Here is a 14,886-nt window from a genome sequence, read left to right as displayed (position 1 = left end):
GAAAGCGTAACGTCGGGGCCGGGGCGGCGCTGTGGCCGCCCGGGATGACACTTATAGCCTATGTAACGCCAGTTGCACTGATTTCAAGGCGCTTGCGGTTGCTTGATTTCTGGCCATTTGCCCCCACGATTGCTGGCAGGTTTACCGGTTTAACGATTCATTAATTGATGACAGGTGCGATGCATGAGCGAGTCCCCGTACATTTTTGACGCCACCATGGAGAACTTTCAGCAGCAGGTAATGGATGCCTCGTCAGAAACACCGATTCTGGTGGATGTCTGGGCCGACTGGTGCGCGCCCTGCAAGCAACTGATGCCGATCCTCGAGAAGCTGGCCAACGAGTATCAGGGCCAGTTTCTGGTGGCGAAAGTAAACGCCGACGAGCAGCAGCAACTGACCGGCAGTCTGGGGGTTCGCAGCCTGCCGACGGTGATCCTGGTGAAAGAAGGTCAGGCGGTGGATGGCTTCAACGGCGCGCTGCCGGAGGGTGAGATTCGCAAGATTCTGGACAAGCACGTCGAGGCACCGGCAGAAGACCCCTACGAAACCGCGCACAAGCGCTGGGAGCAGGGGGATATCGACGGGGCGCTGGCCATCCTCACGGAGATGAACCAGAAAGATCCGGACAACCTCAAGGTGCTGATCGATATTGCCCAGCTGAAAGCCGAGCTGGGGGATGTGGATACCGCCGAGCAGGTATTGAACAGCCTGCCCCCGGAAGAGAAATTGCAGACTCAGGCCAAGCAGCTGGCGGCTCGCATCAAGTTTATCCGGCAGGCCGGTCAGTTGCCGCCCGTGGCCGAGCTTGAGCATGTTCTGGCGAACGACCCGAAGAACCCGGAAGCCCTTCATCAGCTTGCGCTCCAGCATGTCCTCAAAGAGGAGAATGCCGAGGCCATGGCGTTATTGATTCGCCTGATGCAGGCGGACGCCAGTTACAAAGACGGCGTGGCCAAAACCACGCTGATCGAGCTGTTCGATAAACTTGGCAGCAATAATCCGGATGTCCGTGCCTATCGAAGAAAGCTCTATACCCTGATGCACTAAGAGCATCCTCCGGCAGCCTCCGGATGGGAACCATTGGGATCGCGTTACCTTCAAAGTGGAAGGTGCTGAGTGGATGGGGGGTTCATCATGGGGCGAAACTGGAGGCATGCAGTCTGGATGGCACTTCTTGTAGGAGTGCTGTCGGGTTGTGCAAGCCATCGCTATGCCACTGACCCGGCGGTCGCGGTTTCCCAAGACTGCGATCGCCAATTTATCCGCTGGCGCAACTGGGTCGACACCGCTGGCCACTATGATGCTCAGGACTGGTCTCCTCCCGGCTTTCCCTACCTTCGCGTTGACCGTTTTCTGGCCGGCTTCGACCTGAACGGGTTGTCCCCCAGGCAGCGCCACGATTGGCTGGCGCGTGCCCATCAGCAGGCTGTTGTTGCCTGGCAGTTTGAGGCCGAGGGTGGCTTGGATGAGATCTCGCAATGGCTGACTGGTCTGCGGGATTGCGGATCTCGGGCCATTTCGGAGCTGGAGTCGGAGCCGGAATTGTGGCATCGGCTGGTGGCGTCCGTTGAGGTTCCTGACAGTTACAGCACGCCTTCGCAGGTTATCGGCGTGTACCCACTGGTGGAGCCAGTTGTACGTTGGCGCGCTGGCGTTACCATGGGTGAGTTGGCCGCCCAGTTCGGTGATTACGGGCCCCGAGGTGGCTGGCGGACTTACCGACCAGTTCCAGCGGCAACTAATGGGCCTGACCGGCTGCAAGTTTACCCGGTCGATTCGCTTGGTGTGCCGGTGTTAAACGACCCGCTCCGCTCGGAGCTGTTCCTGCGTCATGCGCCCGGGTGGCGAATCGAAACTCAGGATAGCTTCGATCTGCCCGGCGTTCCGGGGCGCCAGCTTGATGGCCGACTCCAGTTTCGCCCCGAGCCAGTGGTGTTTACCCACCTCAGTTTCACCCACTTTAACGGCCGCATTCTCCCGCAGCTGAACTACGTGATCTGGTTTTCAGGGCGGCCCGCGCAGGGCTGGTTGGATATTTATGCCGGAGCACTGGATGGGTTTGTCTGGCGCGTAACCCTGGACTCCCACGGTCGGCCGCTGATCTACGACACGGTTCATCCCTGTGGTTGCTATCACCAGTGGTTACTGGCCGATGGTGGGCTGGTGGCGAACGACAGTATCGAGTATGAAACGGAGCAGCTCTGGTTGCTCGGGTCGATTCCGGCTGAGAGCCATCGTTCGCCATTGCTGGCGCTCTCCGCCGGCGAGCATCAATTGGTGGGTGTGTCCGTCGATCAGTCGCCAGCGCCGGATGGCCGCGTGCAGAACTATCGTCTTGTACCTCTGGATAGCCTTCGGGGGCGTTCGTATGCCGGTGGGCGCCTCTATGACGACGACGGGCTGATCGGCGGAACCGAGCGGCTCGAAAGGTTTTTACTGTGGCCGACAGGCGTTGCATCGGCAGGCGCGATGCGCCAATGGGGCCATCATGCCGTATCGTTTGTTGGGCGTCGGCATTTTGATGATCCCCACCTCCTGGATCGTTACTTCCTTGCGCCCCAATAGAGTGTCAGTCGAATGGAAGTGGGTTGCCCATGCTGAAGTTGCCATCACAACCGGATTGCTGCGAGCTGTGTGAACGCCCGGTCGCCCAGCTTACCCGCCACCACCTGATCCCCAAACACCTGCATCGCAAGAAGCGGTTTCAGAAACTGTTCAGCAAGGAAGAGCTGATCACCCGCACCCTGTGGGTGTGCCGGCCCTGCCATAACGCCATTCACAAGGCCTGTTCCGAATACGACCTGGGCCTGCACTACAACACCCGGGAGAAGCTGCTGGAGCTGGAGGAGCTGAGGGTGTTTGTGGAATGGCTGCGGGATAAGCCAGAGGGGTTTGTGCCGAAGTTTCGGCGTAAGGCATAAAAAAGCCCCGCTCTAGACGGGGCTTTTCATCGGGTGATCTGGCTAATCAGCCGTTACCTTTCTTCATTTCCTCGTACTCGTCCTCGAAGAAGAATTTCTCTTCCCCAAGTGCCGGCTCCAGTTCGTGCAGCCAGGTGGCGGTCTCCGAGTACTTGGCGAAGAACGGGCGCTGTACCCAGTCCGGGTTGCGGCCCTGGAGGAAGCGGAGGACAAACACTTTCTCGCCATTGATTTCGGCAATGCCCTGAACTTCCACCTTGCCCGGGCCGGCGCTCATGGAGGGGCCGCGGGCGGTGCGCGCCAGGCCACTGACTTGCTTCATGGCTTCGCGGTAGATCTGGTAAGCCTCCGCCAGTGGCAGTTCGAAGTAGTTCTTGGCGCCGGTGTCCCGCTCAACGAACATGTAGTAGGGGATGATGCCCAGCTTGACCTGCTTCTTCCACATCTTCGCCCAATCGTCGGCGTTGTCGTTCACGTGCTTGATCAGCGGGCCCTGAGCGCGGATTTCGGCGCCGGTGGCACGGATGCGGCGAATGGCTTCTTCGGCGATATCCGTGGTGATTTCCTGCCAGTGGTTGTAGTGCGCCATGATGGCCACGTGCTTGCCGCCATCAACCAGCCGAGCCAGCAGATCCATCAGTTCCTCGGCATCCTTGTCGGTCACGAAGCGATACGGCCAGAAGGTGAGGGCCTTGGTGCCGATGCGGATGGTCTGGATGTGATCGAACTCCGGCTCCAGCAGCGGTTCCAGGTACTGCACCAGGTTTTTGGTTTTCATCACCATCGGGTCGCCGCCGGTCACCAGCAGGTCAGTGACTTCGGTGTGCTCCTTCAGGTAGCCGTGCAGCTTTTCGGCTTCGGTGCTGGCCATCTTCAGGTCTTTGTCGCCAACAAACTGCGCCCAGCGGAAGCAGAAGGTGCAGTAGGAGTGACACGTCTGGCCCTGGGCCGGGAAGAACAGTACGGTTTCGCGGTACTTGTGCTGTACCCCATCCAGTACTTCGCCGTCGAGGGTCGGCATGTTCATTTCCATCTGGCCGGCCGGGTGCGGGTTCAGCTCGTCCCGGATTTCTTTGGCGACGGATTGAATTTCTTTCTTGTCGGCGCCGCTGCGATGCAGTTCCGCCATGCGCTCGTAATGCTCGGCTTTGAGCATGCCCTTCTGGGGGAAGACCAGCTGGTAGAGCGGGTCGTTCGGTACTTTGTCCCAGTTGATCAGTTCGTTGATCACATACTCGTTCACCCGGAACGGCAGCACACTGGCTACGACCTTCATTTCAAACAGGGTATCTTCCGGGAGGTTCTGAATGGCCTCGATCTTGTCGAGCTGGCGGTCTGTGTAGACCTTGAAGCGCCTTTCTTCGAACTCGGTGGTAGGAATCCGGTTCGGGAAGGTCACAATGGAGTTCATAGATCGCCCTCAGTGTTAAATGCCAATGGGAGGGGCGTGTTTGGGTCAGGCCCCCTGGAAAAGTGGGCAGCGAGTATACAAAAGTTGTAAATTGTTTTCAGGTCTAATTAAAAAAATCTTTGCCAGTAGTGGCTTAGTCGAGTTAGATGGTCAATAAAGTGCCGAAAAAACGGTAAATTCGGCAAAACCTATGAGTTTGCGTTCGTAATTTTTGTTTAGAGTGTGAACTAATTGTGTAACCGGATTTGAACTAAGACATTGGTCTGAGTCTGGTTGCCTGCATGCGCCAAACTAGTCATTCTTGCGTAAGTAATCGAAATTATTGCGGATGGATTGTCCGATTCCACGGTTTTGACGGCGCGTTTCTGATTGGATGTAGTAAAAGTTACTACATTTCGTTTGAGAACCCTCTCTTTGAATGGCAGCGACACACTGGTGCCCGGCGGGGTTATCCCCGTGCTGGGCATGATTGGGCAGGAAAAGTGGCGAAGCTGTTCTATGCTTGAGGGAAGTTTTTACCGCAACGAACCACTGAGAAGGTTCGAGGTAAATCAGCGTCATAACAATACCCTGCAATCCATCGCAGCTTACTCACAGTGCCGTGCGACATTGTCTAGCCGATGATGCGTGCGGCGCATCTTATGTGTTTTAGGGGAGGGTTTGATGTACCAGGACGATGATCCCATCGAAACCAGTGAATGGTTGGATGCGCTTGAATCCCTGATAGAGAACGAAGGCGTTGAGCGGGCCAAGTTCATTCTCGAGCGGTTGTCGGAACGAGCCAGTCGCGATGGCACCGAGTTGCCATATTCGATTAACACCCCTTTCCGAAATACCATTCCGGTCACTCAGGAAGCCCGCATGCCCGGGGACCTGTTCATGGAGCGCCGCATTCGTTCGCTGATTCGCTGGAATGCCATGGCCATGGTGTTGCGGGCCAACCAGCGTCCCGGTGAGCTGGGTGGGCATGTGTCGTCATTCTCCTCCGCCGCGACCCTGTACGACGTTGGCTTCAACTACTTCTTCCGGGCCGGTGACGACAAGCGCGAATCCGATCTGGTGTATTTCCAGGGTCACTCCTCGCCGGGTATCTACGCCCGTTCTTTCCTTGAGGGGCGCTTTGAGGAAGAGCATCTGGACAAGTACCGGGAGGAAGTGGACGGTGATGGCCTGTCGTCTTACCCGCACCCCTGGCTGATGCCGGATTATTGGCAGTTCCCCACGGTATCCATGGGGTTGGGCCCTATTCAGGCCATCTATCAGGCCCATGTGATGAAGTACCTGCACAGCCGCGAACTGATCGACATGGGGGATCGGAAAGTCTGGTGCTTCGTGGGTGACGGTGAGTGTGACGAGCCAGAAACGCTCGGCTCCATTTCCCTCGCCGGTCGGGAGAATCTCGACAATCTGATTTTCGTGGTGAACTGCAACCTGCAGCGGCTGGACGGCCCGGTTCGCGGCAACGGCAAGATTATCCAGGAGCTGGAAGGCATCTTCCGTGGTGCCGGCTGGAACGTGCTCAAGGTGGTTTGGGGCCGGATGTGGGATCCGCTGTTCGAGAAGGACAAAGACGGCCTCATGCAGCGGGTGATGGACGAAGTGGTCGATGGCGATCTGCAAAATTTCAAAAGCAACGGCCCGGCCTACACCCGTAAACACTTCTTCGGCAAATACCCGGAGCTGTCCAAGCTGGTGGAAAGCCTGTCGGACGAGGATATTGGCAAGCTCAATCGCGGCGGCCACGACCCGTACAAAATCTACGCCGCCTACCACAAGGCGGTGAACGATCACGGTAACCGCCCGACGGTGATTCTGGCTCATACCATCAAGGGTTATGGTTTCGGCACCGCCGGTGAGGCGCAGAACACCGCGCACTCGCTGAAGAAGCTCGATATCGAGCAGCTGAAGGCCTTCCGGGACCGCTTTGGCGTGCCCATTAAGGATGAAGACCTGAAGCAGGTCCCGTACTACCGCCCGGCACCGGATAGCCCGGAAATGGTGTACATGAAGAAGCGCCGGCAGGAGTTGGGAGGCTTCTATCCCAAGCGTCGCAAAGATTGCCAGCCGCTGGATGCGCCGCCGCTGGATGCCTTCAAGGCGCTGCTGGAGGGCTCTGGTGACCGCAAGATTTCCACCACCATGGCGTTCGTGCGCCTGTTGACGGCTTTGACCAAAGACAAGCGTATCGGCAAGCGCGTGGTGCCAATCGTGCCCGATGAAGCCCGGACCTTCGGTATGGAAGGCATGTTCCGGCAGCTGGGGATCTACACCTCGGAGGGCCAGAAATACGTGCCCGAAGATCGGGACCAGATCATGTACTACCGCGAAGACAAGGAAGGGCAGATCCTCGAGGAAGGCATCAACGAGGACGGCTCCATGGCGGCCTGGATGGCGGCGGCCACGTCCTACAGTACCAACAACTTCGCGCTGATCCCGTTCTACATCTTCTATTCCATGTTCGGTTTCCAGCGTGTTGGCGACCTGGCCTGGGCCTCGGGTGACATTCAGGCGAGGGGCTTCCTGGTGGGTGGTACTGCCGGGCGCACCACGCTGAACGGCGAGGGCCTGCAGCATCAGGACGGTCACAGCCATGTGCTGGCTCAGACCATTCCCAGCTGTAAATCTTACGATCCGGCCTACGGCTACGAGCTGGCGGTGGTGGTGCAGCATGGCATCAAGGAGATGTTCGAGGAGAACCAGAACGTCTTCTATTACCTGACCATCGAAAACGAGAACTACGAACAGCCGGCCATGCCCGAGGGCAAAAAGGTGGAAGAGGGCATCATCAAGGGGATGTACCTGCTGGACTCCATCGAAACCAAAGGGCGCAAGAAAACGCCGCGGGTTCAGCTGCTGGGCGCCGGCTCCATTCTGAACGAAGTTCGCGCGGCGGCGGAGCTTCTGAAAGAGGACTTCAGCGTGGCCAGCGATGTCTGGAGCGTGACCAGCTTCAACGAGCTGGCTCGGGACGGCCTGCATGTAGAACGCTGGAACCGTCTGCACCCGGACGACAAACCGAAGACCGCGTTTGTCACCCAGTGCCTGGAAGGGCAGCAGGGGCCGGTGGTGTCGTCTACCGATTACATGAAACTGTTGTCTGAGCAGATTCGCGCTTACATCCCGAAAACCTATCTCACCCTGGGTACCGACGGTTACGGTCGCAGTGATACCCGGGAGAAACTGCGCAACCACTTCGAAGTGGATCGCTACCACGTGGCGGTAACTGCACTTGCAGCGCTGGCCAGGGATGGTGACGTCAAAGAGGACGTCGTCCTTGAAGCGATGCGGAAGTACGGAATCGATCGAAATAAACCGAACCCGGTGCTGAGCTAAGGAGTCCGCGATGAGTGAGCAGGAAATCAAGGTTCCCGATCTCGGCGGTGCGGACGAAGTCGAGGTGATTGAAATACTGGTCAGCGAAGGCGATTCGGTGCAAGCCGAAGACCCGATCCTGGCCGTGGAATCCGACAAGGCGTCGGTCGAACTGCCTTCCCCCGGTGCCGGCAAGATCGCCAGCATCTCGGTAAAGGTCGGGGATAAGGTCAAGGAAGGAGACGTGGTTGGCACCCTCGAAGCCTCTGGTGAGGGTGACGACAGCAGCGCTTCCGAGAGCGACGACGCCGGCACTGACGAAGCAAGCAGTGCCCAAGACAGCGACGAGGCCAAGTCAGAAGAGGCCGCGCCGAAACCCGCGGCCAAAGCCTCTGGTGGTTCTCGCAAGGAAACCGTCAAAGTGCCGTCTCTGGATGGCTTTGAGAATGTCCCGGTCATTGAGATTAACGTGTCCGAAGGCGACAGCATTGACGCCGAGGATCCGTTGGTCACCGTGGAATCGGACAAGGCCACCATGGAAATTCCATCGCCCCACAAAGGCAAGGTGGAAAAGATCCTGGTATCGGAAGGCGACAAGCTGTCCGAAGGGGATGATCTGCTTGAGATGACCATCGAGGAAGGTGGTGACGCAGACGCCGGGGAAGAGGCGGAGCAGGAATCCGAGTCCAAACCAGCCGCTGAATCAAAAGCGTCGGCCGAAAAAGAGCAGAAGGCGGAGTCAGCCCAGTCGCAAGGGGCGACCTACGAGCCGCCGTCACCGGGAACCAAGGTTCATGCCGGTCCCGCGGTGCGCAAACTGGCTCGTGAGCTGGGCGCAGATCTGGCCCGGGTTAAGGGGTCCGGGCCGAAGAGCCGGATCCTGAAAGACGACGTTCATGCCTATGTGAAGAGCCAGCTTCAGCAGGTGCAGCAGGGCGGCGGCGTTGGCACCGGGGCTGGCATTCCGGGTGTGAAACTGCCGGACTTCAGCCAGTTTGGTGATATCGAGCGGGAGCCGATGTCCCGCATGATGTCGGCCACTGCGACGAATATGCAGCGAAGCTGGCTGAACGTGCCTCACGTAACTCAGTTTGAGGATGCGGACATCACCGATATGGAGGCCTTCCGCAAGGCACAGAAGGCTGCTGGTGAGAAGCGCGGGGTCAAGATGACGCCGTTGCCCTTCCTGCTGAAAGCTTGCGCTACCGCACTGGCCGAGCTGCCTCAGTTCAACGTGTCGCTCGATATGGACAAGAAAGAGGTGGTCCGTAAAAAGTACATTCACATCGGGATTGCGGTGGATACGCCCCACGGTCTGATGGTTCCGGTCATCCGGGATGTGGACAAAAAGGGCCTGTGGGAGCTTGCGGAAGAAAGCGCGGACCTGGCGCAAAAGGCCCGGGACAAGCAGCTCAAGCCAAAAGAGATGCAGGGCGCCTGCTTCACCATCACCAGTCTGGGTGGCATCGGTGGCACCGCGTTCACGCCGATCGTGAATACTCCGGAGGTTGCGATCCTGGGGGTTTCAAAGGCAGCTATGAAGCCGGTATGGGACGGCAGTGAGTTCCAGCCTCGCCTGATGCTGCCCTTGTCTCTATCCTACGATCACCGGGCGGTGAATGGCGCTGATGCGGCCCGGTTCACCACGGTGCTCGCGCAGCTGCTGGGGGATATCCGGACCTTGCTGCTGTAGCCCTATGAAGCGACGCGTGCATCGTCAGTGATGCGCATGTTGCTTCCCCAGCATAAAAAAGGCCGGGAGTTTTGCTCCCGGCCTTTTTTTGTCCTTGCGCATCAGTTTGCGAAGAACATCCAGTCGAAATAATCGTGCATGGCTTGCAGGGCGTCCTCTTCCCAGGTCTGAGTCAGCTCGAACAGCAGGTCGGAATCTTGGGCTTGTTTCATGGTGTCACCTCTCTGAATCTGTCGCTGAGGGCGAAGTCCTTCCGCTCTCTGGTGGATGTAATGCATTCGTCATGCCAGAGAGGCTCAGCGCAGTAAGGTGTTGAAAGTAATAGAGAGGGTTGTGGTGAGGTGGTCGAAGGTCGGGAAGGCCAGATCGGTTAGTGCACCGATCTGGAGCCAAAAAGCCCCGGCATGGTGCCGGGGCAAATCCTGAGGTAACTATTAAAGGCGTTACTTAGAAGTTGTATTGTGCCGCGAACAGGATGCGGTTTGCATCGCCGTCGCTACCATCTACGTTTTCACGGCTCAGCATCTGGTATTCAACGCCCATCATGACGTTGTTGACCGGAGTCCACTGGTAGTTGGCCATGATCGCGGAGTTGGTCTCGCTCTTGGCTGCAACGGCTGCTGCACCGAGGTCGGCTTCTGCGTCGTCCCAGTCAACGGTTGCCATACCATAGCCGATGTTGATGCTGCGGCCGCCGCCCAGGCTGATGCCAGTGCCGACGGAAGCGCCATAACCAGAGATGGTCTCTACATCACCGTTGGCGGCAACGTAGGCGCTTTCTGCACCAAAGTTTTCGCCAGAGCGGTACAGGTAGCTGTTGGCACCGTCAGAGTACGAAACCGTGCCCTGGATGGTGATCATGTCTGACAGGGCGATCTTGGCCGCGCCGAAGGTCGCGAAACCGAAGGAGGCTTCGTCAGCGGTGCCAGTGTCGTAACCAACCTGATGCGCGAGGACAGCGGCAGAGTAGGAGAATCCGCCTGCTGAGTTTTCCAGGCGTGCTGTCAGTGCCGGCATGCCGTCTTTTTCTGCGCCACCAGCGTCCAGGATGGAGCTGTTAGGCTGCTCAGCTGAGAAGGACAGCGGGCCAGTGGTGTAACGGACCTGGGCAACACGACCCTGCAGACCAGCGAGGCCCGGCAGTGAGTCGAAGTCCAGAGTAGAGGTGTTACCCACGAAGCTGTTGAAGTTGGACCAGGTCTGGCCCATCAGGACGCCTTTGTATTCACCGAAACCGTGACGCAGACGCAGCTGGCCAGGACGGAAATCACCTTCAACGGTGATGTTCACGCCTTCCGGAGTGGTGGTTTTTACGCCCAGACGTGTTTGAACTGCGTCAGCGGCGAAAACGCCGGTCGGCAGGTCAGCATCGGATGTGTTGATGGCGCTGTAAGCACCTGAACGAGTGGAAATGCCCACTTCTTCGTCGATGTCGTAGCTGGCGTTCAGTCGGGCGTAGCCGTAAACAGATACGTCGTATTCGCCAGCGCTGAAGTTGACTGCTCCAGCCTGTCCAGCAACACCCAGTGCTGCTGCAGCGGCTGTTGCACGGATTGCCATTCGAAGCATATTGCTCTGCATTCTTGTTATCTCCACTAGTTTTATTGTTGTTGGACCCCACGCCACGTTATGTATGTGTCCCTTGTAATTCAAATGAAATGAGGGCCTGTTCGACTAATGTCTAATAGGTGATTTCCGGCTGGTTGCGGCCATCCGCTTGCCTGAAAACGGCGTATGATGGGGGCATGGTCAGCCGCAAATCACACCTTCAGGACACCACCTTCGCCTTCCTCGACATCGAAACCACTGGAGGCAGCGCCGCTCGCGACCGCATCACCGAAATCGGCATCCGTTTCTGGCGTGCCGGTGAGCAGGTGGGGGAATGGCAAACGCTGCTCAACCCAGACGTGCGCATCTCTTCTTTTATTGAGCATTTCACCGGCATCACCAATGAGATGGTGGCAGACGCGCCCCGGTTTGAAGACATCGCTGATGAGTTGGAGTCGCAGCTCGAGGGGGCTGTGTTCGTCGCCCACAACGCCCGTTTTGACTATGGCTTCATCAAGCAGGAGTTCCGGCGGCTCGGGCGTCTGTTCACCGCGAAAGTGCTGTGTACGGTCAAGCTGTCACGCCGGCTGTATCCGGAATTCCGGCGTCATAACATGGACGCACTGATCGAACGCCACGGCCTGGCGCAGGTGCAGCGCCACCGGGCGATGGGTGACGTGGAGGCCATGCTGTCGTTCTTCCTGCATGCCAAGACAGAGAAGGGCGATGAGGCCCTTGAGGCGGCGATCGCTGACCTGCTGCAAACCCCCAGCGTGCCGTCCCACCTGCCACCGGACATCCTTCATGAGTTGCCAAGGGGGCCGGGCGTGTACCGTTTTTACGGGGAAAACGACGCCCTGCTGTACGTTGGCAAAAGCACCCACATTGCTCAGCGGGTGGCGTCGCACTTTTCCGGTGATCACAACTCCAGCCGCGGCGTGCGCATGTCCGAAAGCCTGCGCCGGGTGGAGTGGACGGAAACCGCCGGTGAACTGGGGGCCCTGTTACTGGAGCTGAAACAGATCAAAAGCCTGAACCCGCTCTACAACCGCCGCTCTCGGGCCGCCAAGCGGCTGGTGACCATCGAGCTGGTGGAGAATGATCAGGGCTTTCTGCAGGCGCGATTGGTTCGCGAGCTGGAACCGCACCGGCTGGGGGATTACTACGGGCTGTTTCGCAGCAAGCGCGATGCGGAAAAGGCGCTCAGTGGTATCGCGACGAAAAACGAGTTGTGTAACAAGTTGCTGGGTCTGGAGCCGGACCACAGCGGGCCCTGCTTCCAGCGCACGCTGGGTCGGTGCAAGGGCGCGTGCGAGGGTGTGGAGGACGGCGTCCGCTACAACCTGCGCATGCAGATCGCGTTTCATGGCCTGCGGCTGAAAACCTGGCCGTGGGACGGGCCGGTCGGCGTGGTGGAGCGCAATGCCGCCACCGGCGTGACAGACATCCTGATCATCTATAATTGGGTGCACCTGGGTACCGTCCATGACGAGCAGACGCTGCATGACTTTGCCGCTGGCAACGAGTCGGTCACGTTTGATCTGGACTCTTACAAGTTACTGGTGAAAGCGCTGCTCGACCGGGGCGGAAAGGGGCGGAAAATTATCGAGATGCCGGCCCTGAAAACGCCGGATGTGGTTATGCCATGAGTGGCCTATAGTTATTTGAGAATCCGCGAAGATACTTACTTGTGCCTGAGGCCTATATCACTATGGTTAGGCCTCCATCCGTGTATCCCGAGAGAAATAGCATGAACAAAGAAACTCTGACTCGAGAACTTTTTAATGAGGTCATGGTGCCCAACTACGCCCCTGGCTCGATTATTCCGGTGCGTGGCGAAGGGTCGAGAATATGGGATCAGGAAGGACGGGAATTCATTGATCTGCAGGGCGGTATCGCCGTTACCTGTCTGGGACATACCCATCCGGGCCTGATTGGTGCTCTGGAGGAGCAGGCCGGAAAATTGTGGCATTTGTCCAATGTAATGACTAACGAGCCGGCGCTTCGTTTGGCCAAGACTCTGTGCGATCATACCTTCGCAGAGCGTGTGTTTTTCGCCAATTCCGGCGCGGAAGCCAACGAAGCCGCGCTGAAGCTGGCGCGTCGTTATGCGTGGGAGCACCACGGCGAAGAGAAGAACGAAATCATCGCGTTCAAGAGCTCTTTCCACGGGCGTACCCTGTTTACCGTCAGTGTGGGTGGCCAGCCCAAGTACCGCGAAGGCTTCGAGCCGGCGCCGGGCGGTGTGGCTCACGCTGACTTCAACGATCTTGAGTCCGTCAAGAAACTGATTTCCAAGGATAAGACCTGTGCGGTCATCGTCGAGCCGATCCAGGGCGAGGGCGGCGTTATTCCGGCCGACCCGGAGTTCCTGAAAGGCCTGCGCGAGCTGTGTGACGAGAACGACGCGCTGCTGATCTTCGACGAAGTCCAGACTGGCGTTGGCCGTACTGGACACCTGTTCGCCTACCAGATGTACGATGTGGTTCCGGACATCCTGTCCAGCGCCAAGAGCCTCGGCGGCGGTTTCCCGATTGCGGCCATGCTGACCACTGCCAAGGTGGCGGCGAGTCTGGGTGTGGGTACCCACGGCAGCACCTACGGCGGTAACGCACTGGCGTGTGCCGTTGGCCAGAAGGTGATCGATACCGTGATCCAGCCGGACATCCTGAAAGGCGTTGTTGCCCGTTCTGACCGTCTGCGTAAGGGCATGATGGCGATCGGTGAGCGCTACGGCGTATTCAGTGAAGTTCGTGGTGCCGGCATGCTGCTCGGCTGCGTGCTGACTGACGAATGGAAAGGCCGCGCCAAGGACTTCCTGAACGCTGGTCTGGACGAGGGTGTCATGGTGCTGGTGGCCGGCACTAACGTGGTTCGCCTGGCGCCGTCCCTGATTATTCCGGAAGCGGATATTGATGAGGCACTGGAACGCTTCGAGACTGCCGTAAAGAAACTGACTGCGGCGTAAGGAGTCGTTATGTGGCTTGTTCGTCCGGCGCAGCCGGATGACTTGAAGCAGATTTTAGCGATAGCGGGCACCCAGGGTGCCCGCCTGTCGTCTACGCTGCCAAAAGAATCCGACGCACTGAAGCAAAAAATCGAATTGTCTGTGGCGTCCTTCAAAGGCCAGGTGCCGGAGGGGCAGGCGCCCAGATTTCTGTTCGTTCTGGAGAACTCCGAAGACGGGGCCATCGCTGGCGTGGCGGGCATCGATGCCCGCGCTGGCAGCGGTGAGCCGTTTTACAGTTACCGCAAAGACGCGCTGATTCATGCGTCCCACGAGCTGGGCGTGTCGCGCAAGGTGGAAGTTCTCTATCCCTCCCACGCGCTCACCGACCAGACCTTATTGTGTTCCTTTGTGATCCGGCCTGAGTTGCGCGGCACCGAGGCCTTCGATCTGCTGTCCCGCGCACGCATCCTGTTCATTGCCGAGCATCGCGAGTGGTTCACGTCCCGCGTTGTGGTGGAGATCCAGGGCGTGCAGAACGACGATGGCGGCGTACCCTTCTGGGACAGCCTCGGTCGGCATTTCTTCAACATGGATTTCGACGCTGCGGACCGTTATTCGGCATCGTTGAGTAAAACCTTCCTCGCCGAGATGATGCCGCACAACCCCATATACGTGAGCTTGCTGTCCGACGCGGCGCAAGCGGCCCTTGGCAAGCCCCACGATGTGTCGTCGGCAAACTACGAGTTGCTGACACGCGAAGGCTTCCAGGCCGGCTGCTATCTGGACATCTTTGATGGCGGCCCGGTGCTGGAAGCGCGTACCGACAGCCTGCACAGCCTGGTCACCAGCCACAGGAAGGTGCTGCATGGACGGCATGAGGATGATGGCGAAGCCTGCCTGATATCCGCGGGCGAAGGAGAGTCGTTCCGGTGCACGTTAACCTGGGTTGACGAAAGCCTGGAAGACGAACTGAAAGTGCCGGTCAAAACCTGGAACCTGCTCGGCAAGAGTGCCGGCGATGCCGTGAGGATTGCGCCGCTATGACCGATAT

General features: G+C 58.4%; 10 protein-coding genes. 8 read left to right on the top strand and 2 right to left on the bottom strand.

The features are described from left to right. The first annotated feature begins 183 nt into the window (after positions 1–183). From trxA to LPB19_RS00970, 3 genes are all read left to right on the top strand, one after another. The gene (gene trxA, locus LPB19_RS00980) at positions 184–1,047 is read left to right on the top strand and encodes a thioredoxin (RefSeq protein ID WP_206644237.1); all 864 of its coding nucleotides are present in this window, start codon (positions 184–186) and stop codon (positions 1,045–1,047) included. 117 nt (positions 1,048–1,164) lie between these two features. Beyond that, positions 1,165–2,565 (top strand): hypothetical protein, encoded by a 1,401-nt coding sequence (locus LPB19_RS00975; protein ID WP_206644236.1) that lies wholly within the window; start codon positions 1,165–1,167, stop codon positions 2,563–2,565. Between the two features lie 29 nt (positions 2,566–2,594). Next, positions 2,595–2,921, top strand: a complete 327-nt coding sequence (locus LPB19_RS00970) for a hypothetical protein (RefSeq protein ID WP_206644235.1) — start codon at positions 2,595–2,597, stop codon at positions 2,919–2,921. Between the two features lie 46 nt (positions 2,922–2,967). Here LPB19_RS00970 and LPB19_RS00965 read toward each other — a convergent pair whose 3' ends face one another. Next, entirely contained in the window at positions 2,968–4,332 is a 1,365-nt protein-coding gene (locus tag LPB19_RS00965; protein WP_206644234.1) for a KamA family radical SAM protein, read from the bottom strand. A 663-nt stretch (positions 4,333–4,995) separates the two neighbouring features. Between LPB19_RS00965 and aceE the strand changes: the two genes are divergently transcribed. Beyond that, the gene (gene aceE, locus LPB19_RS00960) at positions 4,996–7,665 is read left to right on the top strand and encodes a pyruvate dehydrogenase (acetyl-transferring), homodimeric type (RefSeq protein WP_206644233.1); all 2,670 of its coding nucleotides are present in this window, start codon (positions 4,996–4,998) and stop codon (positions 7,663–7,665) included. Between the two features lie 10 nt (positions 7,666–7,675). Continuing rightward, positions 7,676–9,337, top strand: a complete 1,662-nt coding sequence (aceF, locus tag LPB19_RS00955; RefSeq protein WP_206644232.1) for a dihydrolipoyllysine-residue acetyltransferase — start codon at positions 7,676–7,678, stop codon at positions 9,335–9,337. 447 nt (positions 9,338–9,784) lie between these two features. Here the strand turns inward: aceF and LPB19_RS00950 are convergent, their stop codons facing one another. Continuing rightward, complete coding sequence (locus LPB19_RS00950; RefSeq protein ID WP_206644231.1) at positions 9,785–10,918, bottom strand: DcaP family trimeric outer membrane transporter; 1,134 nt, start codon at positions 10,916–10,918, stop codon at positions 9,785–9,787. A gap of 164 nt (positions 10,919–11,082) precedes the next feature. On the opposite strand from LPB19_RS00950, the gene LPB19_RS00945 reads away from it, so the two are divergent. From LPB19_RS00945 to LPB19_RS00935, 3 genes are all read left to right on the top strand, one after another. Beyond that, entirely contained in the window at positions 11,083–12,534 is a 1,452-nt protein-coding gene (locus LPB19_RS00945) for an exonuclease domain-containing protein (protein ID WP_206644230.1), read from the top strand. A gap of 101 nt (positions 12,535–12,635) precedes the next feature. Continuing rightward, complete coding sequence (locus LPB19_RS00940) at positions 12,636–13,853, top strand: aspartate aminotransferase family protein (protein WP_206644229.1); 1,218 nt, start codon at positions 12,636–12,638, stop codon at positions 13,851–13,853. A 9-nt stretch (positions 13,854–13,862) separates the two neighbouring features. After that, positions 13,863–14,879, top strand: a complete 1,017-nt coding sequence (locus tag LPB19_RS00935) for an arginine N-succinyltransferase (protein ID WP_206644228.1) — start codon at positions 13,863–13,865, stop codon at positions 14,877–14,879. The last annotated feature ends 7 nt before the right edge of the window (positions 14,880–14,886 follow it).

The organism is Marinobacter salinisoli (assembly GCF_017301335.1).
In the GTDB taxonomy this organism is placed as follows: Bacteria; Pseudomonadota; Gammaproteobacteria; order Pseudomonadales; family Oleiphilaceae; genus Marinobacter; species Marinobacter salinisoli.
This window is presented reverse-complemented; position numbering and strand designations above follow the sequence as displayed.

Bases quoted from the DNA above. Each gene is read 5' to 3' on its own strand.
- trxA (WP_206644237.1), top strand. From the start codon at position 184: ATGAGCGAGTCCCCGTACATTTTTGACGCCACCATGGAGAACTTTCAG.
- LPB19_RS00975 (WP_206644236.1), top strand. From the start codon at position 1,165: ATGGCACTTCTTGTAGGAGTGCTGTCGGGTTGTGCAAGCCATCGCTAT.
- LPB19_RS00970 (WP_206644235.1), top strand. From the start codon at position 2,595: ATGCTGAAGTTGCCATCACAACCGGATTGCTGCGAGCTGTGTGAACGC.
- LPB19_RS00965 (WP_206644234.1), bottom strand. From the start codon at position 4,332: ATGAACTCCATTGTGACCTTCCCGAACCGGATTCCTACCACCGAGTTC.
- aceE (WP_206644233.1), top strand. From the start codon at position 4,996: ATGTACCAGGACGATGATCCCATCGAAACCAGTGAATGGTTGGATGCG.
- aceF (WP_206644232.1), top strand. From the start codon at position 7,676: ATGAGTGAGCAGGAAATCAAGGTTCCCGATCTCGGCGGTGCGGACGAA.
- LPB19_RS00950 (WP_206644231.1), bottom strand. From the start codon at position 10,918: ATGCAGAGCAATATGCTTCGAATGGCAATCCGTGCAACAGCCGCTGCA.
- LPB19_RS00945 (WP_206644230.1), top strand. From the start codon at position 11,083: ATGGTCAGCCGCAAATCACACCTTCAGGACACCACCTTCGCCTTCCTC.
- LPB19_RS00940 (WP_206644229.1), top strand. From the start codon at position 12,636: ATGAACAAAGAAACTCTGACTCGAGAACTTTTTAATGAGGTCATGGTG.
- LPB19_RS00935 (WP_206644228.1), top strand. From the start codon at position 13,863: ATGTGGCTTGTTCGTCCGGCGCAGCCGGATGACTTGAAGCAGATTTTA.